The 23,541-nt window shown below is 72.0% G+C and carries 22 protein-coding genes and 2 pseudogenes; 12 read left to right on the top strand and 12 right to left on the bottom strand.

Annotated features, from left to right (window positions below):
• Positions 1 to 379: 379 nt before the first annotated feature.
• The 4 genes from ABT381_RS26930 to ABT381_RS26915 all read left to right on the top strand — a co-directional run bounded on the left by ABT381_RS26930 (position 380) and on the right by ABT381_RS26915 (position 4,338).
• Positions 380 to 685, top strand: coding sequence for an Rv0250c family protein (locus ABT381_RS26930; protein ID WP_351599155.1), 306 nt, complete (start codon positions 380 to 382; stop codon positions 683 to 685).
• A gap of 84 nt (positions 686 to 769) precedes the next feature.
• Entirely contained in the window at positions 770 to 1,597 is an 828-nt protein-coding gene (gene sdhC / locus ABT381_RS26925) for a succinate dehydrogenase subunit SdhC (protein WP_351599154.1), read from the top strand.
• A gap of 24 nt (positions 1,598 to 1,621) precedes the next feature.
• A complete protein-coding gene (locus tag ABT381_RS26920) occupies positions 1,622 to 3,568 on the top strand; it encodes a fumarate reductase/succinate dehydrogenase flavoprotein subunit (protein WP_351599153.1) in 1,947 nt (648 codons plus the stop codon).
• On the top strand, positions 3,565 to 4,338 hold the full coding sequence (locus tag ABT381_RS26915; RefSeq protein ID WP_351599152.1) for a succinate dehydrogenase/fumarate reductase iron-sulfur subunit: 774 nt from the start codon (positions 3,565 to 3,567) through the stop codon (positions 4,336 to 4,338). Before ABT381_RS26920 ends, ABT381_RS26915 begins: the two co-directional genes overlap by 4 nt.
• 17 nt (positions 4,339 to 4,355) lie before the next feature.
• On the opposite strand, the gene ABT381_RS26910 is transcribed toward ABT381_RS26915, so the two are convergent.
• The 6 genes from ABT381_RS26910 to ABT381_RS26885 all read right to left on the bottom strand — a co-directional run bounded on the left by ABT381_RS26910 (position 4,356) and on the right by ABT381_RS26885 (position 11,607).
• The gene (locus ABT381_RS26910) at positions 4,356 to 7,076 is read right to left on the bottom strand and encodes a SpoIIE family protein phosphatase (RefSeq protein ID WP_351599151.1); all 2,721 of its coding nucleotides are present in this window, start codon (positions 7,074 to 7,076) and stop codon (positions 4,356 to 4,358) included.
• A 290-nt stretch (positions 7,077 to 7,366) separates the two neighbouring features.
• Positions 7,367 to 7,762 carry an ATP-binding protein gene (locus ABT381_RS26905; RefSeq protein WP_031065875.1) on the bottom strand — a complete coding sequence of 132 codons (396 nt, stop codon included), beginning with the start codon at positions 7,760 to 7,762 and terminating at the stop codon, positions 7,367 to 7,369.
• 200 nt (positions 7,763 to 7,962) lie between these two features.
• Positions 7,963 to 8,373: a (deoxy)nucleoside triphosphate pyrophosphohydrolase gene (locus tag ABT381_RS26900; protein ID WP_351599150.1), complete on the bottom strand. Its 411-nt coding sequence runs from the start codon at positions 8,371 to 8,373 to the stop codon at positions 7,963 to 7,965.
• A 27-nt stretch (positions 8,374 to 8,400) separates the two neighbouring features.
• The gene (locus ABT381_RS26895) at positions 8,401 to 8,580 is read right to left on the bottom strand and encodes an SPOR domain-containing protein (protein ID WP_351599149.1); all 180 of its coding nucleotides are present in this window, start codon (positions 8,578 to 8,580) and stop codon (positions 8,401 to 8,403) included.
• Positions 8,581 to 8,847: 267 nt separating this feature from the next.
• Positions 8,848 to 10,539: an APC family permease gene (locus tag ABT381_RS26890; RefSeq protein WP_351599148.1), complete on the bottom strand. Its 1,692-nt coding sequence runs from the start codon at positions 10,537 to 10,539 to the stop codon at positions 8,848 to 8,850.
• 315 nt (positions 10,540 to 10,854) lie between these two features.
• Positions 10,855 to 11,607: a GntR family transcriptional regulator gene (locus tag ABT381_RS26885; protein WP_351599147.1), complete on the bottom strand. Its 753-nt coding sequence runs from the start codon at positions 11,605 to 11,607 to the stop codon at positions 10,855 to 10,857.
• 348 nt (positions 11,608 to 11,955) lie between these two features.
• Here ABT381_RS26885 and ABT381_RS26880 point away from each other — a divergent pair, with 348 nt between their 5' ends.
• A complete protein-coding gene (locus tag ABT381_RS26880; protein WP_351599146.1) occupies positions 11,956 to 12,723 on the top strand; it encodes a PIG-L deacetylase family protein in 768 nt (255 codons plus the stop codon).
• Here the strand turns inward: ABT381_RS26880 and ABT381_RS26875 are convergent.
• Positions 12,698 to 13,444, bottom strand: a complete 747-nt coding sequence (locus tag ABT381_RS26875) for a MerR family transcriptional regulator (protein ID WP_351599145.1) — start codon at positions 13,442 to 13,444, stop codon at positions 12,698 to 12,700. The genes ABT381_RS26880 and ABT381_RS26875 overlap by 26 nt on opposite strands.
• Positions 13,445 to 13,499: 55 nt before the next feature.
• On the opposite strand from ABT381_RS26875, the pseudogene ABT381_RS26870 reads away from it, so the two are divergent.
• Positions 13,500 to 13,972 (top strand): annotated as a pseudogene (locus ABT381_RS26870) (DUF6194 family protein).
• 8 nt (positions 13,973 to 13,980) lie between these two features.
• On the opposite strand, the gene ABT381_RS26865 reads toward ABT381_RS26870, so the two are convergent.
• The 4 genes from ABT381_RS26865 to ABT381_RS26850 all read right to left on the bottom strand — a co-directional run bounded on the left by ABT381_RS26865 (position 13,981) and on the right by ABT381_RS26850 (position 18,893).
• Positions 13,981 to 15,384, bottom strand: a complete 1,404-nt coding sequence (locus tag ABT381_RS26865) for an amidohydrolase family protein (RefSeq protein ID WP_351599144.1) — start codon at positions 15,382 to 15,384, stop codon at positions 13,981 to 13,983.
• Between the two features lie 85 nt (positions 15,385 to 15,469).
• A complete protein-coding gene (locus tag ABT381_RS26860) occupies positions 15,470 to 16,300 on the bottom strand; it encodes an alpha/beta hydrolase fold domain-containing protein (RefSeq protein ID WP_351599143.1) in 831 nt (276 codons plus the stop codon).
• An 8-nt stretch (positions 16,301 to 16,308) separates the two neighbouring features.
• A complete protein-coding gene (locus ABT381_RS26855) occupies positions 16,309 to 17,304 on the bottom strand; it encodes an alpha/beta fold hydrolase (protein WP_351599142.1) in 996 nt (331 codons plus the stop codon).
• Entirely contained in the window at positions 17,301 to 18,893 is a 1,593-nt protein-coding gene (locus ABT381_RS26850; protein WP_351599141.1) for a flavin-containing monooxygenase, read from the bottom strand. The genes ABT381_RS26855 and ABT381_RS26850 overlap by 4 nt, the downstream gene beginning before the upstream one ends.
• 99 nt (positions 18,894 to 18,992) lie before the next feature.
• Between ABT381_RS26850 and ABT381_RS26845 the strand changes: the two genes are divergently transcribed.
• Both ABT381_RS26845 and ABT381_RS26840 read left to right on the top strand, forming a co-directional pair.
• Entirely contained in the window at positions 18,993 to 20,018 is a 1,026-nt protein-coding gene (locus ABT381_RS26845) for an AraC family transcriptional regulator (RefSeq protein ID WP_351599140.1), read from the top strand.
• A gap of 140 nt (positions 20,019 to 20,158) precedes the next feature.
• Positions 20,159 to 21,013 carry an SDR family NAD(P)-dependent oxidoreductase gene (locus ABT381_RS26840; RefSeq protein WP_351599139.1) on the top strand — a complete coding sequence of 285 codons (855 nt, stop codon included), beginning with the start codon at positions 20,159 to 20,161 and terminating at the stop codon, positions 21,011 to 21,013.
• Between the two features lie 121 nt (positions 21,014 to 21,134).
• Here the strand turns inward: ABT381_RS26840 and ABT381_RS26835 are convergent, their stop codons facing one another.
• Positions 21,135 to 21,806, bottom strand: coding sequence for an MOSC domain-containing protein (locus tag ABT381_RS26835; RefSeq protein ID WP_351599138.1), 672 nt, complete (start codon positions 21,804 to 21,806; stop codon positions 21,135 to 21,137).
• Positions 21,807 to 21,976: 170 nt separating this feature from the next.
• Here ABT381_RS26835 and ABT381_RS26830 point away from each other — a divergent pair, with 170 nt between their 5' ends.
• The 4 genes and pseudogenes from ABT381_RS26830 to ABT381_RS26815 form a co-directional block, all read left to right on the top strand.
• Positions 21,977 to 22,309 carry a hypothetical protein gene (locus tag ABT381_RS26830; protein WP_351599137.1) on the top strand — a complete coding sequence of 111 codons (333 nt, stop codon included), beginning with the start codon at positions 21,977 to 21,979 and terminating at the stop codon, positions 22,307 to 22,309.
• Between the two features lie 121 nt (positions 22,310 to 22,430).
• Complete coding sequence (locus tag ABT381_RS26825) at positions 22,431 to 22,742, top strand: pore-forming ESAT-6 family protein (protein ID WP_351588406.1); 312 nt, start codon at positions 22,431 to 22,433, stop codon at positions 22,740 to 22,742.
• Positions 22,743 to 22,787: 45 nt separating this feature from the next.
• A complete protein-coding gene (locus ABT381_RS26820; RefSeq protein ID WP_351599136.1) occupies positions 22,788 to 23,201 on the top strand; it encodes a DUF6507 family protein in 414 nt (137 codons plus the stop codon).
• Positions 23,198 to 23,541, top strand: a pseudogene (locus ABT381_RS26815) (ADP-ribosyltransferase); the annotation flags it as partial. The gene ABT381_RS26820 and the pseudogene ABT381_RS26815, both read left to right, overlap by 4 nt.

Below are 23,541 nucleotides of genomic sequence, written 5' to 3'. Positions count from 1 at the left end.
CGCGACCCGGCGGCGCCCGCGGCCCGCCGTCCGGCCGCCGCTCGCGCCCTGCGGTCCGACGTCGTCGGTCATCCTGTTACCTCCGGGCTCGCCCGTGCGGCGGCGCCGCCGCTGATCACATTCGGCCGACTTTGCGGCTCATCACATCTATGGCCCGTCCACTCAAAACGACGGCGCGCCGCGCGCCCCGGCGACACGACGGCCCTACTCCCCAAGGCCACCCGCCCGGCCCAACGCATTCCGGTACGACCGGTCACGCCCCCCTATGCGCCATCGTGACCCGGAATACCGGCGAATCCCTTCCCAACCGCGACTGTGACGCGCGACACTCGCAGGCGCATGAGATTGCCGACCGCACCCTCGGAAGTGAGGGCTCGTCATGTCCTTGCACGATGATCTGACGGCTGTGCAGCGCAGCCTGGACGACCTGGTCCGCTCGGTGGGACGCCTGGAGCAGCGGGTCGGCGGCGGACTGGAGATCCGCCGGGTCCGCAGCGACACCGAGCACCTGCGCGAAAGCCTCGAACTGCTGCGCGCGCAGTCCGCGACCGACTCCGGCGACCGGCCGGTGGAAGGCCGCGCGGTGTCCGACATGGTGACCATCCCGGACGCCCCGTACGACGCCTCCCTGTGGACCGACGCCGAGGACGAGGGGCTGGGCGCCCGCGACCGCCGCGCCCCGTAGCGACGCGACCACCGCGCACCGCAAGCGACTCACGCCCGGCCGTCCCCCCTCAGCCCTGTCACCCCCCGCTCACGGAGACCGACGTTGGCCACAGGCACCGAACCTTCATCGAAAACCGGCGCGAGCGGGGTGCACGGCCCCGCTCGCGCCGCCATCCCCGCCCGTCACCTGCGCACCGAACGCTGGTGGCTGTACCCGGCGAGCACCGCGGCCGGGCTGCTCGCGTTCGTCGTGTACTCGACGTGGCGGGCGTTCGCGAACGCCGACTACTACCACGCGCCCTACGTCTCGCCGTTCTACTCCCCCTGCCTCGCGGAGAACTGCGCGACGATGCGGCACGGCCCCAACTGGGACCTGTTCGGCAGCTGGTGGGGCCTGTCCCCCGCGCTGCTGATCCTGATCTTCCCGCTGGGCTTCCGGCTGACCTGCTACTACTACCGCAAGGCGTACTACCGCGGCTTCTGGGCCTCGCCCCCGGCCTGCGCGGTCGCCGAGCCGCACAAGACCTACAGCGGCGAGACCCGCTTCCCGCTGATCCTGCAGAACATCCACCGGTACTTCTTCTACGCCGCGCTGCTGGTCGCGGGCGTGCTGACGTACGACACCGTGCTCGCCTTCCGCGACGCGAGCTACGCGTGGGGTCACATGGGGCTCGGCGGCCTGGTCTTCCTCGTCAACATCGGGCTGATCTGGGCTTACACCCTCTCCTGCCACTCCTGCCGGCACATCGTCGGCGGCCGCCTGAAGCACTTCTCCAGGCACCCCGTGCGCTACCGGCTGTGGGGCTGGGTCGGCAAGCTCAACGCCCGGCACGCGGCGCTCGCCTGGGCCTCGCTGATCAGCGTGGCCGCCGCCGACTTCTACGTCTACCTGCTGTCCGTCGGGGCCTTCGACGATCCGCGGTTCTTCTAGAGCTTCCAGGAAGGTGCGCAATTCATGACGCAAGTCGAACGGCAGGCCTGGGACGTGGTCGTGGTGGGCGCGGGCGGCGCCGGGCTGCGGGCCGCCATCGAGGCCCGCGAGCAGGGCATGCGGACGGCGGTGATCTGCAAGTCGCTCTTCGGCAAGGCCCATACGGTCATGGCCGAGGGCGGCATCGCCGCCAGCATGGGCAACGTCAACGAGGGCGACAACTGGAAGGTCCACTTCCGCGACACGATGCGCGGCGGGAAGTTCCTGAACCACTGGCGGATGGCCGAGCTGCACGCGCGCGAGGCCCCGGACCGGGTCTGGGAGCTGGAGACCTGGGGCGCGCTCTTCGACCGCACGCCCGACGGCCGCATCTCGCAGCGCAACTTCGGCGGGCACGAGTACCCGCGCCTCGCGCACGTCGGCGACCGTACGGGCCTGGAGCTGATCCGCACTCTCCAGCAGAAGATCGTCTCGCTGCAGCAGGAGGACGAGCGGGAGTTCGGCGCATACGACGCGCGCCTGAAGGTGTTCCAGGAGTGCACGGTCACCCGCGTATTGAAAGAGGACGGCCGGGTGGCAGGAACGTTCTGTTACGAGCGGGAGTCCGGCCGGTTCTTCGTCCTGGAGGCACCCGCCGTGGTGCTGGCCACCGGCGGCATCGGCAAGTCCTTCAAGGTCACCTCGAATTCGTGGGAGTACACGGGCGACGGCCACGCGCTGGCGCTGCTCGCGGGCGCGCCGCTCGTCAACATGGAGTTCGTGCAGTTCCACCCCACCGGCATGGTCTGGCCGCCGTCGGTGAAGGGCATCCTCGTCACCGAGTCGGTGCGCGGCGACGGCGGGGTGCTGCGCAACAGCGACGGCAAGCGCTTCATGTTCGACTACATCCCGGACGTCTTCAAGGAGAAGTACGCGCAGTCCGAGGACGAGGGCGACCGCTGGTACGACGACCCCGACAGCAACCGCCGGCCGCCCGAGCTGCTGCCCCGCGACGAGGTCGCGCGGGCCATCAACGCCGAGGTCAAGGCGGGCCGCGGCTCCCCGCACGGCGGCGTCTTCCTGGACGTCTCCACGCGGATGCCGGCCGAGGTGATCCGGCGCCGGCTGCCCTCCATGCACCACCAGTTCAAGGAGCTGGCGGACGTGGACATCACGACCGAGGCGATGGAGGTCGGACCGACCTGCCACTACGTCATGGGCGGCGTGGACGTCGACCCGGACACCGCGGCAGCGGCCGGCGTCCCCGGGCTGTTCGCCGCGGGCGAGGTCGCCGGCGGCATGCACGGCTCCAACCGGCTCGGCGGCAACTCCCTCTCCGACCTGCTGGTCTTCGGGCGGCGCGCTGGACTGTACGCGGCGGAGTACGCGGCCGGGCTCACGCACGGGCTGCGGCCCGCCGTGGACCCGCGGGAGATCGAGGTGGCCGAGGCGGAGGCGCTGCGGCCGTTCAGCGCGGAGGGCGCGGACACGCTGCACGCCGGGGGTCCGGCGGAGAATCCGTACACCCTGCACCAGGAGCTCCAGCAGGCGATGAACGACCTGGTGGGCATCATCCGGCGGCAGTCGGAGATGGAGCAGGCGCTGGAGAAGCTGGCCGGCCTGCGGGTGCGGGCGCGGCGGGCCGGGGTGGAGGGCCACCGGCAGTACAACCCCGGCTGGCACCTCTCCATCGACCTGCGGAACATGCTGCTGGTCAGCGAGTGCGTGGCGCGGGCCGCGCTGACGCGCAAGGAGAGCCGCGGCGGCCACACCCGCGAGGACCACCCCGAGATGGACCGCCGCTGGCGCCGCGTCAACCTGCTGTGCCGGCTGGCCACGAACGACGGCCGCCCCGAACTCCCCGAAGACCCGGCGCTCGCCCACATCCAATTGGAACGGCGGGAGACGCCGGCGATCCGCGCCGACCTTCTGGAGCTGTTCGAGCGGGACGAACTGGCGAAGTACCTGACGGACGAGGAGCTGAGCTCGTGAGTTCGTACGACGCGCACTTCAGGGTGTGGCGGGGGGACGCTGCGGGCGGCAGCCTCGGCGACTTCACCGTCGAGGTCAACGAGGGCGAGGTGGTGCTGGACATCATCCACCGGCTGCAGGCCACCCAGGCGCCGGACCTGGCCGTGCGCTGGAACTGCAAGGCCGGCAAGTGCGGTTCCTGCAGCGCGGAGATCAACGGCCGGCCCCGGCTGCTGTGCATGACACGGATGTCCGTCTTCGACCGCGCGGAGACGGTCACGGTCACCCCGATGCGGGCCTTCCCCGTCATCCGCGACCTGGTCACGGACGTCTCCTTCAACTACGCCAAGGCCCGCGAGGTGCCGTCCTTCGTGCCGCCCGCCGACCTCAAGCCCGGCGAGTACCGCATGCGGCAGGAGGACGTCGGCCGCTCCCAGGAGTTCCGGAAGTGCATCGAGTGCTTCCTCTGCCAGGACACCTGCCACGTCGTCCGCGACCACGAGGAGAACAAGGAGGCGTTCGCCGGCCCCCGCTTCCTGATGCGCATCGCCGAACTGGACATGCACCCGCTGGACGCGGCGGCGGACGAGGGCCTGGACCGCAAGAGCACCGCCCAGGACGACCACGGCCTGGGCTACTGCAACATCACCAAGTGCTGCACCGAGGTCTGCCCCGAACACATCCGCATCACCGACAACGCGCTGATCCCGCTGAAGGAGCGGGCGGCGGACCGCAAGTACGACCCGTTGATCTGGCTGGGCAAGACGATCCGCCGACGCCGGTCGGGGTGACCCGGCCGGCGTGACGGTCAGAACAGGTCCAGCAGCGCATCCGTCGGATCCGGCGCCTTGGTGTCCCCGTCGGGCAGGTCGAGCTCGAACCAGACGGTCTTGCCCCGCGGCGTACGGCGGCTGCCCCAGCCCCTGCTGAGGAGGCCGACGAGCTGGAGGCCGCGGCCGCCCTCGTCGGTGTCCCGCGCCCGCCGCCGCCGCGGCTGTGCGAGGTCCGCGTCCCAGACCTCACAGACCAGGGTGCGGTCCAGCAGGAGGCGCAGCCGGATGTCGCCGTGGCCGTGCCGCAAGGCGTTCGTGACCAGCTCGCTGACCAGCAGTTCGGTGGTGTCGACGAGGGGCTCCAGGCCCCAGTCGGTGAGCTGGTCGCGGGCCAGTTCGCGGGCGCGGGCGACCGAGCGGGCCTCGGGGGCGAGGTTCCAGTCGCCGACCGCGTCCTTCGGCAGGCCGTGCACCCGGGCCATCAGCAGGGCGATGTCGTCCTCGCCGTGCCGGGTGTCCAGCGCGGACAGTACGTGGTCGCAGGCGTCCTCCAGTGGGCGGCCCGCCTCCGACAGGGCCGCGCGGAACGCCTGCAGACCCTCGTCGAGCGGGTGGTCCCGGGACTCGACCAGGCCGTCGGTGTACAGCGCGAGCAGCGCGCCGTCCGGCAGCTCGACCTCGATCTCCTCGAAGGGCTCGCCGCCGACGCCCAGCGGCATGCCGGGCGGGACGTCGAGGAGGAGAGCGTCCTCGCCCTCCTCGACCAGGACCGGCGGCAGGTGGCCGGCGTTGGCGAACGTACATCGCCGGGTGACCGGGTCGTAGACGGCGTACACGCAGGTGGCGAGGTAGACCTCGGAGAGGTCGGTGGCGCGGTCGGTGCGCCGGGAGCCCGCGTGCGGTCCCGCCTCCGCTCCGGCGTCCGCGCCCGCTGCCGTACTCCCGTACGCGCCCGCTGCCGCGCCGATGTCCGCGCCCGCTTGCGGACCGGCGCCCCCGGCGGCTCCGCGCCCCCGCGGGCCCGAACGCCCGTCGCTGCCCGTGGCCCCCAGCCCGCGCGCGATCTCGTCGAGCGCCGAGAGCACCTCGGCCGGCTCCAGGTCCAGCAGCGCCAACGTCCGCACCGCCGTACGCAGTTCACCCATGGCGACGGCGGCGCGCAGGCCGCGCCCCATGACGTCGCCGACGACCAGGGCCGTGCGGTGGCCGGGCAGCTCGATGACGTCGAACCAGTCGCCGCCGACCTCCGTGGCGGTCGTACCCGGCAGATAGCGGCAGGCGATGTCCAGGCCCGCCGCCTCCGGGTCGCCGGGCGGCAGCAGGCTGCGCTGGAGGATCAGCGCGCGCTCGTGCTCGCGGCGGTACAGCCGGGCGTTGTCGATGCAGACGGCGGCGCGCGCGGCCAGCTCCACGGCGAGCGCGGTGTCCCGCTCGCCGAAGGACTCACTGCCCTTCGTCCGCGAGAACTGCACGAGGCCGACGACGGTGTCGCGGGCGACCATCGGCACGGCGAGCGTCGAGTGCACGACCGCGCGGCCCAGTTCGGGCCGCTCGTCGGTCTCGCGGCCCGGGATGATCTGCGCCTCGGCCGTACGGAGCGCCCCCGCACAGGGGGAGTTGAAGGGGAAACGGTGCACCGCGCCGACCGCGACCGGCGCGCCGTCGTCCTCCGCCGCGTCCCCGCCCGGGGCGCTGCCGCGGCCGCCGCCCTCCGGGAGCGGCCCGTCGGACACGGCGCTGGCGAAGGCGACCCGGCGCAGCTCGGCGCTGCCGTCGGTCATGCCGGGCGGCGCCTCGTCCCCGGCCAGCAGCCCTTGGTACAGGTCGACCGAGGCCAGGTCGCAGAACTGCGGCACGGCGACGTCGAGGAGGGTGCGGGCGGTGGTCTCCAGGTCCAGCGAATTGCCTATGCGCGCCCCCGCTTCGTTCAGCAGGGCCAGATTGCGGCGGGCGTTGGCGGCCTCCCGCTCGGCGCGGCGGCGGCCCGTGACGTCGGAGGCGAGGGCCGCGACCCCGATGGGGCGGCCGCTGGCGCTGTGCAGCCGGTACAGCGACACCGACCAGCGGCGGCGCTCGTCCGTGCCGTGCGGCGTGCCCACCAGCTGCATCTCGGCGACCGGGTCGCCGGTCTCCAGGACCCGGCGCAGCGCGGCGTTGAGCCGCTCGGCCTCGGGGCGTGGCAGGTACTCCTCGGGCGCCGCGCCCTGGAACCTGCTCGGCGGGCCGCCGAAGACCGTGGCGAAGCGCTCGTTGACCCGGCGCAGCCGCAGGTCCGTGCCGAAGAGCATGAACCCGATCGGGGACTGTCCGAAAACCGCCTGCGCGGCGGCGAGGTCGGTCTCGATGCCGCGCAGCGCCCGTACGTCGACGACCAGGCAGACCGCGGCGCGCTCGCCGGTGCCGGTCTCGGACGGCATGACGTAGATCTCGGCGAGGCCGTCGACGGGCGCTTCCGGGCCCGTGCGGTACGGCACCAGGCCGGTCCATTCGCGGCCGTCGAGGATCTCGCTGACCGTCCTGTGCCCGGCCTCGCGCAGCTCGCGCGGGACGAACGCCTCCACCGGATCCTGCCCTATGGCGTCCTTGGCGGGGATGCCGAGCATGTCGGCGGCGCGGCGGCTCCACTGCTCGATGCGGCCGTCGGGGCCCAGGGCGAAGGAGGCGACGCGGATGTAGTCGTAGATCGATCCGGGCGCGCTGCTCTGCCAGACGGGCGGGCCGTCCGGTACGTCCATCCGGCCCGACCCATCCCTCATCGCAGGGTGTTCCTCACCCGCTGACATCTCGCTCACGAGCCCCGTCCCCTCCAGCTCATCGTGCCCGGACCGGACAGGCCGAGTATCCAGCAACACGGCTATCCGGAACACGGTCCTCACGATCACAGCACAGTCTCGATCGCAGGTCATCGACGAGGTCTCGATGAATTCGCAACGATCGCAACCCACCCAGACTCATAACCAGCCACGGTCCGCTCCAACCTCCCCACCAGGCACGAAGCAGTGTTTTCTGCGCGACGGCCACAAGGGGCGCGACCGCCCGGCGGGCGTCAGCCGGTTTCGGCGAGCTCGAACCACACCGTCTTGCCGCTCCTGCCCCGTCGGGTGCCCCAGCGGCGGGCACTGCATGCCACCAGCTGCAGCCCGCGGCCGCCCTCGTCGTCGGGCGCGGCCGTGCGCTCGCGGGGCGGGTCGGGGAGCGGGTCGGACACCTCCACGAGGAGGTCTCCGCCGCGCAGCCGGACGATCCGTACGCCGATCGGCCCGCTGGCGTACCGCAGGGAGTTGGTCACCAGCTCGCTGACCAGGAGGACGGCCACGTCCACCGCCGGCTCCATGTCCCAGTCGTGCAGCGTCTCGCGGACCATGGCACGGGCCGTACGGACCACGCCCGGCTCGGCCGGGAAGCTCCACTCGGCGATCGGGGGGACCGCTGCCGTGCCCAGCCGGCGGGCCTGCGACGCAGGCGACCCCGTGGGCCCTGCCGCTGCGCTGTCGCTCACGCCGATCACTTCCCCAGCCCGATGCTCCCCCGGCGGTTTTGTACATTTTGAGGGGGGTTAATCAGCACATACCCGATATCAGGGTTCGGTTATCGCCCCAAGAGGGTCAACCAGGTGCATCGTGGCGCGAACGGCGTAGCCCGTCAGTCGAGCGCCCCCTGCCCCATGAGCAGGCGCATCGCCTCGGCGACCGCCGGCCGGTCCTGGTCCAGCCAGTCCACCGTGCCCTCGTCGCCCGGCGGCAGCCAGCGCAGCGCATCGTGGTCCTGCAACGGCCGCGGCGTCCCGGAGACCAGCCGTACGGTCCACACCTGGAGCACCAGCCCGGACTTCAGCGGCCACTCCCCGGGGATGCGCGCCAGCGGCTCGACCGCGACGCCCAGTTCCTCGCGCAGCTCCCGTACGAGCGCCTGCTCGGGCGTCTCGCCGGCCTCGACCTTGCCGCCGGGCAGCTCCCAGCGCCCGGCCAGCTCCGGCGGCGCGCTGCGCCGCGCGGCCAGCAGCCGCCCCCGGTCCAGCACCGCTCCGCCCACCACCACACGCACCGCACTCATGCGCGGCAGCCTATGCGGCCTCGATCGTCAGGCCGTGGCGCGGTCGACCCGCTCGACCACATAGAGCCGCTCGCGGCCGCGGCCGCCGAGCCGGTCGGCGACCTGCTCCGCCTCCGTGCGGGTGGCGTACCGGCCGACGCGGTAGCGGTTGCCGTTGTCGTCCTCGCGGATGACCAGCCACGGCAGTACGGCGCCACTGTCGGTCATCGCGCTCCTCCGTCCGCCGTCCGGCGCGCCGTGGCGCGCCCGTCCTGCACTAACACCGAAAACCCGATCCGCATATGCCCGAGCCTACGCCCGACCTTCACGCACCGGATACGTCTTTGCACAAAGAGGCACCGAACCGGCCATGTCACCGTCCACATCCATTGCCCCGCGTCACTCGTACCGCGGACCGGCCGGTAGCGGGCCCGGAAACGACGGCCGCCCGGCACCGAGACGGTGCCGGGCGGCCGGAGCAGTGCGGGCGGTGGATCAGACGCGGGCGTCGACCTTCTCGGCCGGGTCCCGGCCGTCGTCGTCACCGTCAGTGGCCTCGTCCCGCTCGGCGGCGGCGCGCGCCTCGGCCTCGGCCACGAGGAGCGAGGGGTTGCGCCAGGAGCTGCGCACACCCCAGTAGTAGAAGGCCAGGGCGATCACCACGACGACCCCGAGGTCCACGCCCTGCGGGATGAAGCCGCGGCCGCCGAACTCCGTGCCGCCGCAGTACGACACCGCGGCCATGACCAGCAGGTACGCGACCACCCAGGCGCCGGCCTTCAGGTGCGGCTTCAGCTCGGCCCAGGGCTTGCGCAGCTCGTACCAGGCCCAGACCGGCAGGCCGACGGCCATGATCAGGATGACCTTGCCGGTGAGCGGCCAGCGGCCCCAGTACAGGACGAGCGAGCCGAAGACCATCGCGATCGGGGCGATGACCGGCATGGCGCGCAGCTTCACCGGGCGCTTGAGGTCCGGCGAGAGACGGCGCAGCGACATCACGGCGACCGGACCCGTGATGTAGGAGATGACCGTCGCGATGGAGACGATCTCGGCGAGCGAGCCCCAGCCGCGGAAGACCGCGAGGAAGAGGAACGCGATGACCAGGTTGAGGACCAGGGCCGGGCGCGGCACACCGGTCTTCTTGTCGACCTTGCCGAAGATGCCGGGCAGGTGGCCGTTCTCCTGCACGCCGTGGATCATGCGCGAGGTGGTGGCGGCGTAGATCATGCCGGTGCCGGACGGGGAGATGAAGGCGTCCGCGTACAGCAGCATCGCCAGCCAGTTCAGGCCCCAGGCGAGCGAGAGGTCGGCGAGCGGGGAGTTGAAGCCCAGCCCGGCCCAGCTGCCGGCCTTGGTCAGGTCGTGGGCGGGCACGCCCATGAGGAAGGCGACCTGCAGCGCGAGGTAGATCACCAGCGCGATGACGATCGAGAGGATGACCGCCTTGGGCAGCGACTTGCCGGGGTTGCGCGCCTCGGCCGCCATGTTCAGCGGGGACTGGAAGCCGTTGTAGGCCCAGACGATGCCGGAGAGGGCGACGGCGGTGAAGACCGCGCTCCAGCCGTTCGGGGCGAAGCCGCCGAACTGCTTGACGTTGCTCGTGTCGAAGTGCGCCAGCATCAGCGCGCCCGCGGTCATGATCGGCACGACGACCTTGAAGACCGTGATCGCGGTGTTGGTCTTCGCGAACAGCGTGATCGCGAACCAGTTCAGGAAGAAGTAGAAGATCAGCAGCACGCTGGCGACCGCGACGCCGGAGCCGGTGAGCTCCTTGCCGTCGTACATCCCCTGCGCCCAGCCGAAGTCCCAGGAGCTCATGTACTGGACGGACGCGGTGGCCTCACCGGGGATGACCGAGACGATCGCGATCCAGTTGGCCCAGGCGGCGAGGTAGCCGGCCAGCGAGCCGTGCGAGTACTGGCCGTACCGGACCATGCCGCCGGCCTTGGGGAACATCGCGCCCAGCTCGCTGTAGGTCAGCGCGATGGTGAGGGCGACGACCGCGCCGATGACCCAGGCCAGAATGGCGGCAGGACCGGCGATGGCGGCGGCGCGCTCGGCTCCGAACAGCCAGCCGGAGCCGATGATCGACCCGAGTCCCGTGGCCGTCAGGGCGATGGTCCCGAGGGACCTGCGGTAGTTCGAGTGGGAGCCCTGCTCCGCGCTCGGGGTCTTCGGCGTGCTCAACGTGCTTGGTCTCCTGATCTTCCCCCACGGCCGTGCACAAACTTCGCCATCGTAAGAGCGAAACGGAAGATCGGAATCCAATGTTCGGTCAAATATCCCCGTTCACTTGGGCGGTGTGAGTTTTTCAACATCGCAAAGTGGGCGACAAATGCGGACATTGCCGGGCGTTGCGGGTGCTGACCTGGTGGTTACGCACCAGTACGGACGGTGGTGCGCCGCCGTCAGCCACTCGCCCAGCATGGGCACTTCACTACCGGGAACGGTGTCCCTTCACCACTACCGGGACCGGCGCCTCTTCCCCGCCTCTCCCCCGCGTCACTTCACCGGGAGGTGGTATGCGACCCGGTGCCGGTCGGCGAGCATGACGACATCGGCGGTCTCCACGGGGCGGCCGCCCGCGTAATACGTCCGCGAGATGACCAGTACGGCATGGCCGGGCACGCCGCCCAGCACCATCGCCTCCTCGGCCAGCCCCGGCCGGGCCCCGACCTCCTCGACGACGTTGTCGACGATCACGTCGATGGCCGCCATCCGCTCGACCACGCCGCGCCCGGCGAGCGGCCCCTCCTCGGGCAGCATCACGGGCGTCCGGCCCGTCACCTCCAGCGGCTCCCAGGAGGTGGAGAGCATCACCGGCTCGCCCTCGGTGCGGAAGAGGTAGCGGGTGCGCATGACCCGCTCGCCCGGCCGGACGCGCAGCCGGGCCGCGATCGCGTCGCTCGCCTCGTCCTGCTCGCTGCTGGACTCCCAGGTCCCTTTGACCTTCTCGTCCGACTGCTCCTGGCGGAACGGCGTCGCGCCCGCCCCGGTGCGGAATCCGGCGCGGGCGATACGGCGCTGGGCGGGGCGCTCGCGGACATACGTGCCCGACCCCGAGCGGCCCTCCACCAGCCCTTCGGCCATCAGGACCTTGCGGGCTTCGAGGGCGACGGTGTCCGAGACGCCGTACTCCTCGCGGATACGGGCCTGCGAGGGGAGGCGGGTGTGCGGCGGCAGCACGCCGTCGACGATCTTCTGACGCAGGTCGCCGGCGACGCGGAGGTACGCGGGCTGCTCACCGAAAGGCACATGCCCTCCCAAGGGCTTGACAGTCAGCAACAGCGTGGCAACCCACCGTTGCCACTCGCAAGCCTGGGCCACTTATTCACCCGATGTGATGACATGCAGCTCAGCAGGCACAGGAGCGGGCGCCACCCGCGCCCCCGGCGCGCGCCATGACTCCGCGCCGGCGCCATCCGGACGTCCGCCACCTCACCCACGGACCCCGCGACCGACGAGGATCAGCCGTTTCGGACCGGCCCGTTTCCGCCATCCCCGGCCACCGCACCGTGGCATGCTCGAAGCAGGCGTACGCCGTCCGCCGGTACGCCGCGCAGGGACGCGCACGCGGTGCGCCGCCCCGGGAAGGAGCCTCTCGTGCCCGCACCCGACACCACGGCCCCCGGACCGGCCGGCCTCACGCCGCTGCCCGACGACTGGCAGCGCGCCCTGGCGATCGTCGCCCACCCCGACGACCTCGAATACGGCGCCGCCGCCGCGGTCGCCGAGTGGACCGACGCCGGCCGCGAGGTCACGTATCTGCTGGTCACCCACGGAGAGGCGGGCATCGACGGGATCGGGCCCGAGGAGTGCGCGGTGATCCGTGAGGCCGAGCAGCGGGCGAGCGCGGCGGCGGTCGGCGTGCAGAACGTGGAGTTCCTGCGCCATCCGGACGGCGTCATCGAGGCCGGTCTGCCGCTCCGCCGCGACCTGGCTGCCGCGGTCCGGCGGCACCGCCCGGAGCTGCTGATCACGCTCAACCACCACGACACCTGGGGCGGCGTGCACTGGAACACGCCCGATCACCGGGTGGTCGGGCGGGCCGTCCTGGACGCGGCGGGCGACGCGGGCAACCGCTGGATCTTCCCCGAGCTGCTCAAGGAGTACGGGCTCGCGCCCTGGAACGGCGTGCGCCGGGTGGCGGTCGCCGGATCGCCGCACCCCACGCACGCCGTCGAGGTCGGCCCCGGCATCGAGCGCGCCATCGCCTCGCTCGCCGAGCACCGCTCGTACATCGAGGGCCTCAACGGCGGGGCCCAGGACCCGCTGGCCTACGCCCGCGGCTTCATCGAGCAGATGCTGCAAATGGCGGGCGACCGCCACCGCGGCCTCCCGGCGGTCACGTTCGAGGTCTTTCCCCGCTGAGCACGACGGTTGCCAGGTCCGCGCCTGCGCGGAGCAGTGCCACGCTTCGTACGGCGAGCCGGTCAAGACGTTGCTGCAGGATGCGTTGGGGCTCTTCCAGGCCGTCGAGCCCGTGCAGAGCGCCCATGATCTCGCGCACCGCGGGAACGCCGTGACCGGCACCGCGCAGGGCCGCGACGATGCGGGCGGCTCTGATCGCCGACAGGCCGTAGCGACGGGCTCGCAGTGACGTCACGCGCTCGGGGAGGACGAGCCCTTCCTGCTCCCAGAACCGCAGCGTCGAGGGACGTACACCGAGCGCCCCGGCGAGCTCTGTGATCGTCATCGCGTCACTCCCCCGCTCGGGCTCGGGTGTGCGCGTTTCGGCCTGGATCGCACGCAGGGCCTGTTGGGCCCGCAGCGCCTCGTCCCGTTCCCGCGCGAGCCGGACGTGGACCGCGTTGATCTCCGCGGCCGCCCTCTCGATCGTCGCTGTGCGCAGCTCCGCGAGCAGCTGCCGTGCGGCCACCGGCCCCACGGCAGCCGCGAGTCCTCGATAGGCACGAAGAGCGTGCACGTGAGCGGGTGTGTAGGACCGGTAGCCGTTGCTCGACCGGGCGGCCGGGGGAATGACTCCCAGCCGCTCCAGGTCGCGCACCTGTTGCACCGAGTACTCCGACGCCCGGGCGACATCGACTGTTCCGAGCCGTACGCGTGGCGCACCGCTCACCGGCTCGCCCATGGCCAACCCCACATCAGCACTTGAAGGTGACGCTTGAACCATGAGTATGGAACAGATGGCACAGATCCTCGCGACCGTGCGGGGCTTCGACGGGGCACTCGTGGTCGTCCCGGGACCGGGCGAAGGCGGATTTCCCGAGCTCACATGGGGGGGGACGCGTTCTTCTACTACGCCCCCGACGGCCGGATTCCGCACCGCGTCCAGCCGTACGGGACGATCGTCACCAAGAACTACCCCGACGACACCGCTTCCGACCTCGACCCTCCGGGCCGCTGGCGCGTGAACGTCCACGTCGACCGTGCGACGTTCCAGGAGCTCACCGGGGAGGAGCCGCGCGGCCTCGGCCGCCCGCGCGACCACGCGGCCACCGACAGTGTGCTGCCGCATCCGGTGTACGGCTCGCTCGGCTGGGTCTCTGTCGTCAATCCCGGTGAGGCGACGACGGACACGATCGTGCGGCTGCTGCGCGGCGCCCACGACGCCGCTCGTGCCCGGTTCGCGCGGCGACGCGACGCGAGCCCGGGCTGACGCGGCGGTCAGGCAGCGGCCCGGACGTGTGCGGCCGCGCGCTCCGCCTCTCGTACCACCGCCTCCGTGTCGACGCCGACCAGCTCGCCGTGGGCCTTGCGCGGCTGTCCGTCGACGAAGACGTGGGAGACGTTCGGCGGCTGGCCGTTGAGGACGATCTGGCTGATCCAGTCGAAGCGGGGCGCGAAGTTGAGCGTGCCGGGGTCGAGTACGAGGACGTCGGCGCGCTTGCCGGGCGTCAGGGAGCCGATCCGGTCGGCCATCCCGATGCACTCGGCGCCGCCGAGCGTCGCCATCCGCAGCACGGCCGGGAGGGTGGGGTGGATCTCCGCGTCCTCGTGCAGCGCGCGCTGGAGCCCGACCGCGGCCTTCATGACGTTGAACATGTCCGAGGTGTCGTTGGTGCCGCCGTCGTGGCCGAGCCCAGCCTTGACGCCGCGCCGGTGCATGGCGGGCAGCGGCATGATCCCGGAGGCCAGCCGCATGTTGCTGAGCGGGCAGTGCGCCACCCGCACGTCGTGCTCCGCGGTCAGCGCGATCTCCTCGTCGATGAGGTGGATCGCGTGGTTCATCAGCAGCCCGGGCCCGAAGGCGCCGGCCTCGCGGAGCGAGCGGATGGGGTCGTCCGCGCGGTCGTCGCGGTGCTCCAGTACATGGGAGTTGAGCATGAGGCCAAGGTCGTCCGCGACTTCGCGGAAGCGGCGCAGCTCCGGTACGGCCTTCATGCCCGCGTGCACGGACACCTGCGCGGAGGCCAGCGGCAGCGGGTCCAGCAGCTCCTTCTTGACGCGCGGGAGGAGGCCGATCGCGTCGGCGGTCTGCGCCATCGCGTACACAAAGCGCAGCCCGGTGTCGTCCAGCGCCCGGATGTACTGCTCGCTGGTGTCGTACGGGATGGCGTGCACCCAGTCGACGACGGTGGTGACGCCGGCCTGCAGGGCGTCCAGGGCGGCGAGGTGTACGAAGCGGTACATGTCCGCGGCGTCGATCTTGGGGAGGGTGGCGCGGTTGCAGGCGGCCAGCCAGCCGTTCAGGTCCTGGTCCGAGCAGCCGCCGCGGATGCTGGACTGCCACAGGTGGTTGTGCAGGTCGACGAAGCCGGGGAGGACGAGCTTGCCGCGCGCGTCCACCACGCGGGCGCCCTCCGGGGCGGTCAGCCCGTGCCCCACCGCGGCCAGCCGGCCGCCCCGCATCAGTACGTCCGCGTGCTCAAGGGTGCCCAGCTCGCCGGCCCCGATGTCGGGGTCCATGGTGAGGACGAGGTCGGCGTTGCGGAGGAGGGTGGGGCGGGCGCGGTCGTCGGGTGCGGGCGGCGCCTTCGTCTGCGGGGCCGCACCGGCGATCCCTGCGGCCAGCGGCACGCTGCCCAGACCTGCCAGGACGGTTCTTCGCGTCAGTCTCGGAAAAGTCATCTCGATGTTGTACCGCGGGTAACACGCCGTCCCGAGAGGCGCGTTCCAGCCAACTGACACTCTGTCAATTACCCTGACTCACAGCTCAACTCTTCGTAGGATCAACCCACTTGCTCAGCAGTCGGCGGACCCCGGCCAGGGACCGCCGCGCCTCAGGGGTCCACACCGCGCTCACGTACACGTGGCCCGCCTCCGGCTCGCACGTGAACGTGCCGCCGTTGCCGGCCGCCGCCAGCCGGTCACCCAGCAGCCGCGCGTCGGCGGCGAAGAGGTCCCGGCCGCCCTGGAAGACGTGCACCGGCGGCAGCCCGGCCACGTCCGCGAACCGCGGGCTGAGCAGCGGGCAGCGCGGATCGGCGCCGTGCGCCCACAGCCGCCCGGCCTCGATCAGGTCATCGGTACGGAGCAGCGGGTCGAGGGGCTCCAGCGCCGGCAGCGCGGGGTGCGACATCGTGAGGTCCAGCCACGGCGAGAACAGCAGTACCTGACGCGGCGGGGGCAGGCCCGCGTCCCGGTACGCGACGGCCTGGCCGAGCGCGAGCCCGCCGCCGGCCGAGTCGCCGCCGAGGGTGACGTTCCCGGACCCCGCCTCGGCGCACAGGGCGTCGTAGACCGTACGCAGCAGGGAGTACGCCGCTGGCGCGTCACCCTCGGGGGCGAGCCGGTAGAGCGGCACGGTGAGGGTGACGCCGGTGCCCTTGGCGGCGTGCTGGAGGAGCCACCAGTGCGCGGTCTGCAGCGGGAAGGCGTACGCGCCGCCGTGCGTGTAGAGCAGGTGGCGGCCGGTGGCGCCGCGGCGCGGGGCGAGCCGCAGGACCGGGCGGCCGGCCACCGTCGAGCGGGTGACCTCGTAGCGGGCGCGCAGCGGGGCCGGTACCGGTGCGGCCTGCGTGGCCGGCGCGCACGTCCCCGCCATCGCTCACCTCACCCCTTCGCGGTGCCCCTCGCCGCCGCGCTCCCGGCGCCGTCTCCCGCGGCGTCCTTTACGGAGCCGTCCCCCGCAGCATCCTTCGTGGGGCCCGCCACGCTGTCCAGGAACCCGGCCGCCAGCTCCGTGAATTCCGCCGCCCGCTCGATCTGGGGCATGTGCCCGGTGGCGGGAAAGAGGTGGCTGCGGGCGTGCGGCAGCGCGGCCACCGCGGCGTGGAAGTGCTTCACCGGCAATACCGCGTCCGCGTCGCCCCAGACGACGAGGGTGGGCACGCGGGCCGCCGCGGTCCGCGCGAGGAGGGCGCGGCGCCAGCCGGGGTACGACCCGAGGACCGGCACGCCCAGGCTCAGCAGCGTGGCCATGAAGGTGCCGCGGAAGTCGGGCTGCCGGCCGACCAGCCCGGCGTGCCGGATCAGCTCCTCCGTGGCGTGCCGCGGGTCGTGGAACAGGTCGCGGTTGACCTGGACGCCGGCCTCCCGGGCCCGGACCCGGAACCGCTTTCCGACACCGGGCAGCGCCGCCAGTGCGGCGTACCCCATGGAGCGCGGCGAGAGGTTGGCCTCGCGGCCGAAGCCGGCGCTGTTGGCGAGGACGAGGGCTGCCACCCGGTCCGGGTACTCCGCCGCGACGGTCATGGCGACCGCGCCGCCGAGCGAATTGCCCATCAGGTGCACGGGCCGTCGCTCCCCCAGCGCGTCCAGCACGCCGATCACGGCCCGCGCGAAGGAGGCGAGCCCGGTGCGGCCCTTCATGCGCCGGGTCAGGCCGAAGCCGGGCAGGTCGGTGCTGATGACCCGGTGGCCGCGCGCCGCGAGCAGGTCGTGGGTGAGCTGCCAGTCCTCCAGGCTGCGCGCGATGCCGTGCAGCAGCACGACGGGCGGGCCGTCGCCGGTCGCCTCGCCGGTCGCCTCGCCGTTCGCTTCCCCGCTGACGCGTACGCGTACGGGATGCCCGTCGACGTCTACGTACACCGTGTCGGTGGCGGTCACTTGGCGGCCTCCGCCCGCGTGTGCGCCCGGTCCTGCCCCGGCGTACCGCCCGGCGCGTGCTCCGGCTCGCGGCCCGGCGCCTGCTGCCCGCGGCGCACCGCCGCGCGGGGCGTGGGCTTCAGCGTGCGCCCGAGGTTCGTCCGCATCGTCGTGGCGGCGTCCAGCACGTAGTTCTGGCGTACCTTCCACGGCCCGCGGTCGCCCTGGCGCGGGAACGCGTCGATGGAGCGCTTGACGTATCCGGCGGCGAGGTCGAGCAGCGGCCGCTCGGCGAGCGGACCGCCGGGCTCGGGCACCACGGCCGCGTAGTCGTTGCGGTCCATGTAGTTCAGCACCTTGCACACCAGCCGCGAGGTGAGGTCGGCGCGGAGCGTCCAGGAGGCGTTGGTGTAGCCGATGCAGACGGCGAAGTTGGGCACGCCGGTCATCATCGCGCCGCGCCACACGAACTGCCGCGACAGCTCGACCGGCCGCCCGTCGATCTGCGGAGTGATGCCGCCGAAGGCGAGCAGCCGCAGCCCGGTGGCGGTGACGACGACGTCCGCCTCCAGCACCTTCCCCGACTTCAGCCGGATGCCCTCGGGCACGAAGGTGTCGATGTGGTCGGTGACGACCTCGGCCCGGCCCTGCTTCAGCGCCTTGAAGAGGTCGGCGTCCGGCACCGCGCACAGCCGCTGGTCCCAGGGGTTGTACGAGGGCGTGAAGTGGTCCCGCACGGCCTGCTCGTCCTTCAGGACGCGGGTGTTCAGACGGGTGAGCAGCTTCCGCGCGGCCTGCGGGCGGCGCCGGCAGAACTGGTAGAAGCCGATCCCGAAGAGGATGTTCTTGGTCCGCACGGCGCGGTGGGCCACGCCCGCGGGCAGCACGCCCCGCACCTTGTCGGCGATCTTGTCCCGGCCGGGCACGGCGCTGATCCAGGTCGGCGTGCGCTGCAGCATCGTGACCCGCTCGGCCCGGCCGGCCATCGCGGGCACGAGCGTGACGGCGGTGGCCCCACTGCCGATGACGACGACGCGCTTGCCCGCGTAGTCCAGGTCCTCGGGCCAGAACTGCGGGTGGACGACGGTCCCGGTGAAGGAGCCGAGGCCGGGGAAGTCGGGCGCGTGACCCCGGTCGTAGTCGTAGTACCCGGCGCAGGAGTACAGGAAGTCGCAGGTCAGGGTGGAGCGTACGGCTTCGCCCGTCGCCTCGTCGGTGCGTTCGAGGGTCAGCGTCCAGCGCGCGTCGCGCGTCGACCAGTCGGCGGAGAGCACCTTCGTGCGGTACCGGATGTGCCGGTCGATCCCGAATTCCGCCGCCGTCTCCTTGATGTACCGCAGGATCGACGGTCCGTCGGCGATCGACTTGGCGTCCCGCCACGGTTTGAACGGATAGCCGAGCGTGAACATGTCGGAGTCCGAGCGGATGCCGGGGTAGCGGAAGAGATCCCAGGTGCCGCCCATGGACGCGCGGGCCTCCAGGATCGCGTACGAGCGCCCCGGGCACTCCGTCCGCAGCCGGTACGCCGCGCCCACGCCGGACAGCCCGGCGCCCACGATCACGACATCAAGGTGCTCGGAGTCCGGCCGCCGGCCGTCGGAATTCGTCATGGCCCCAGTCTGCGCAATGGGGCGGGTGGGGTTCTTGACTTCACACGACACGTATTTGACCCTGAACGACATGTCGGTGACCGGACACAGGCTCTCAGCATGTCGGTGATCAGATCGGCGGGGCTGCGCGGCTTCCGTGCGACGGTCGCCGAGCTGGGCGGCGACGCCGAGGAGTACGCCGCGGCCGCCGGCCTGCCCGTCGCCGCGCTCGACACCGACGACCTCCTGGTCGACGACCAGGCCATGACGAGGGTGCTGGAGCTGGCCGCCGCCGGGCTGGACCGCCCCGACCTCGGCCTGCGCGTCGCGACCCGCCAGGACTTCGGCATGCTCGGCGCGCTGGCCCTGGCCATCCAGCACTCCCCCACCGTCGCCGACGCGCTCGAATGCACCTCGCGCTACCTCTTCGTCCACGCGCAGGCCCTCAGCCTCACCCTCGAACCCGACCCGTACGACGCGCCGGGCATCGCCGCCCTCCGCTACGGCCCGCACCCCGGCCTCCCCGCCCCCGTCCAGGGCACCGACCTGGGCCTCGGCTTCCTGCACCGCGCGATCCAGTTCCTCGTCGACGGCCCCTACGGGCTCCGTACTGTAGAGCTCCCGTACCGCCCCGCCGCGCCTCTCTCCACGTACGAGGAGTTCTTCGGCGCCCCCGTACGCGTCGCCCGCCCCGCCGCCCTGCTCCGCGTACCGAAGAGCCTCGGCGACCGGCCGCTCGCGGGCGGCGACGAACACCTCCGCCGGCTCGCCCTGGCGTTCCTCGCCGAACAGGCGCCGGACGAACGCGCCGATCTCGTCCTCCGGGTCCGCGGCGCGGTACAGCAGTCCCTGGGCACCACCCCGCCCGACATCGGCGCGGTCGCCCGGCTGCTCAGCATCCACCCGCGCACCCTGCAGCGGCGGCTGCGCGACGAGGGCACGACGTACGCCGCGATCCTCGACGACGCACGCCGCCAGGCCGCCCGCCACTACCTCACGGGCACCGCCATCCCCATGACCCAGATCGCCGCCCTCCTCGGCCTCTCCGAACAGTCGGCCCTGACCCGCTGCTGCCGGCGGTGGTGGGGGGTGTCGCCGACGGGGGTGCGGCGCGGGGGACTGCTTCCGGAGAGTGGTACGAGCTGACCCCGGGTGTCGTCCAAGGGCCGGCCCCGTGTCGTCCAGAGGCAAGCCTCTGTCGTGCAGGGTCAAGCCGGGCGCGGTGCTTCACGGGCAGACTGGTGCGGCCGGAGATCACCGAAGCCCGCCCACCCCGGAGGAGCCCCATGCCTGCCGCCGCCCTCTCCCCGTACCGTTTCGCCGGAGGTACCGCGGTCGTGACCGGCGCGGCCGGCGGCATGGGCGAGCAGCTGGCCTACGGGCTCGCGGCGCGCGGCAGCGGACTCGTCCTCATCGACCGGGACGCCGACCGGCTGGCGGACGTCGCCGCCAAGGTGCGCGCCGGGCACCCGCACCTGACCGTCGACACCCACGTGGCCGACCTCTCCGACACCGACGGACTGGACGCCCTCGTCACCCGGATCACCGAGGCCCATCCGCGCATCACGCTCCTGATCAACAACGCCGGGGTGGCGCTCGGCGGCCGCTTCGAGCAGCTGACGGCCGAGGAGTTCGACTGGGTGCTGGCCGTCAACTTCCGCGCCCCGGTGGCGCTCACCCGCCTCTTCCTTCCGCACCTCCTGCGCTCCCCCGGCAGCCACATCGTCAACGTCTCCAGCCTCTTCGGGCTGATCGCGCCGCCCGGCCAGTCGGCCTACGCCGCCAGCAAGTTCGCGCTGCGCGGCTTCAGCGAGTCCCTCCGCCACGAGCTCGCCGACCGCGCCACCGGCGTCACCACCGTCCACCCCGGCGGCATCCGCACCCGTATCGCCGAGAACGCCCGCGTGGCCGCCGCGGCCGACGCGGCCGAGTCCCGCGCGGGCAAGGAGAGCTTCGCCAAGCTGCTGACCTACCCGGCCGACAAGGCCGCCGAGCAGATCCTGGCGGGCATCCGCGCCCGCAGGCCCCGGGTCCTGATCGCCGCCTCCGCCGTCGTCCCCGACCTGCTGGCCCGCCTCTTCCCCGCCTCGTACATGAGTGTCATGAACCGCCTCCGCCCGTCCGGCGCGGCACGCCGCTAGGACAGGCCCGGTAGGACAGGCCCGGTAGGACAGGTACCGCGTACTGGCTCACCGACGTACTCGCTCACCGGCGTACTGGCTCAGCGGCTCCCGTACGTGACCGGCTCACCGGCGTACTCGCTCACCGGCTCCCGTACTTGGCGGCGTACTTCCGGGCGATCTCCAGCTGCTCGCGTTCCATCCACTCCGCGGCGACCAGCATGTCCGGCAGCGACTTGCGCTCGGTCGTCACGGCGCGGAACAGCCGCCCGACCGTGACGTCGTGATCCGGGCGGTCCACCACCTCGACCCGGTCGCCGGCGCTGAACTCCCCCGGCTCGATGACGCGCAGCATCGCCCCCGAGGAGCCCGCCAGCGTGAACCGCCGCAGCCAGCCCTTCTCGGCGAGCCGGCCCGCGAACGTACGGCACGGGATACGGCCCCCCGTCACCTCCAGCACGACCTCGTCGCCGACCCGCCACCGCTCGCCGACCAGCGCCTCCCGCAGGTCCATCGCCGCGGTGGTGAGGTTTTCCCCGAACGCGCCGTTGGCCAGCGGCCGCCCCAGCTCCTGCTCCCACGCGTCCAGGTCCTCCCGCGCGAACGCGTAGACGGCCCGGTCGTCGCCCCCGTGGTAGCGCAGGTCGCAGACCGAGTCCCCGGCCACCCCGCTCGCCCCGACTCCGGCGGGGCCGGGGGCGGTCACCCGCACCGGCCCGGTCACCGGCTGCTTGTCGATACCGGTCGTTCCGGACGGCGCGTCGGTGTACTCGACCGCCTTCGCCGCCCCGACGTTCACACTGAGGATCTTCATATACCGAATCTATGCCGTAACGGGATCATCGGGTCGTAGTCGGGCGGCTTTTCGGTACGCCGCCACATGGTTATCCACAGGCTCCGTACCCTCGATTGCAGCACCCACCCCGACTTGATAAATATGGCTCCACTTAAAACGACAGCCGTCCAGCCGGCAGGGGGAGCCTGATGAAGTTCGACATGGGATCGCAGACGTTGTCGACGCTGCAGTCGAAGTCGCGTGGGTCGAGTGAGGACCTGGGCTCGCTGATCCGGCAGCTGGTCGATGCGGCGGCGCCGTTGGAGGGCAAGTTCAACGGCTCCGGCAAGGCCGCCTTCGACCGGTTCAAGGCCCACTCGGACGAGATCGCGTCGTCGCTGCAGAGTTCCCTGTCGGGGATTCTCGGCGGCCAGAAGGGCATGGACGCGGCGTTCAGCTCCGGCGATCAGGAGCACGGGGACAACGCGCGGCAGCAGATGTCGGCGGCGAATTTCGACGCGGCGCGCTTCGGCGGCCGCTGATCGTTGGGCGCGGCGCGCTTCGGCAGCCGCTGATCGTTGGGCGCGGCGCGTTTCGGCGACCGCTGATCAATTGTCTTCCGGCTGCTGGGTGGGCCGGTGTGTGTGACGGGGAGTGTGTGTGATGGCTGGTGGACAGGATCGTCGTTCGTACGACACGACGGCGTCGGGTGATGCGCAGGGCAATATCCAGACGGTGATCGCGCGGCTGGAGCAGGTGATCACGGCGCGCGACGGTCAGGTGAAGGCGGCGATGGCGGACTTCACCGCCGATGGCGTGGCGGATGAGTACCACGGCAAGGAGCTGCGCTGGAACCGTGCCTCGCAGGAGGTCAAGAACATCATCCAGCTGCTGAAGACGACGCTGGAGAAGAACGACGGCACGGCGCAGCACACGCTGTCCAAGGCCAAGGCTGCGGTCGACAACATCGGCTGACCCGCTCGGCAACGGGCGGGACGGTAACGGGGAGCGTGGGTAGGCATGGCGGGCTGGGACCTGCATCCGCAGGGCATTTCGAGCGTGCTGAAGACGACCGGTGAATTCGCCGGGAAGATCGAGGGGCACGCCAAGGCGTACGGGGAGCATCTGCAGTCCGCCGCGAGCAGCGCGGGCACGATCACTGCCGAGGGCGAAGCGCACGGCGGCGGTCAGGGCGGCAAGGGCGGGGAGAAGGCCGCGGGCGGTCTGGTGGCGCTGGCCCTGTCGCAGTTCGCCGAGCACACCACCAACGACCTGAAGTTCATCGCCGCCCGGGCCGGCAAGTCCCTCACGGGCGCGGTGGACGCCACCACCGCCTACCTCAACGGCGACCTGGACATGGCCGCCGACGCCCAGCACAAGGCCCTCGGCGCGGTGGACCTGGACCCGAAGAAGCCGGGGGCGCAGCAGTCGTGAAGATCGAGCTGAAGCCGGACCAAATCCCCCAGTACACCGGCGATCTGGAGCAGCTGGAGAAGGACCATGCCGCGCTGAAGTCGGATGCCGGGCACATCCGCACCACCGGCTCGGACGTCCACTCCCATTTCCAGGGCCTGTCCGCGTACTACAAGGCCCCCGAGGCCGAGCAGCTCTTCGCGACGACGAAACCGGTGCAGGACCGCGCCGACGGTTTCGCCGACGACCTGGAGACGGTGGCCTCCGCGCTGTCCTCCTACGCGGATGAGATCCGCCCGCTGGTTCCCAAGCTGGCGGCGCTGAAGACCAAGGCGCAGAACTTCATCCGGGACCACAAGGA

The sequence above is a fragment of the Streptomyces sp. NPDC000151 genome, assembly GCF_040301705.1.
In the GTDB taxonomy this organism is placed as follows: domain Bacteria; phylum Actinomycetota; class Actinomycetes; order Streptomycetales; family Streptomycetaceae; genus Streptomyces.
Note: the sequence above shows the minus strand (reverse complement) of the source record. Positions and strands in the feature narration are given on the sequence as shown.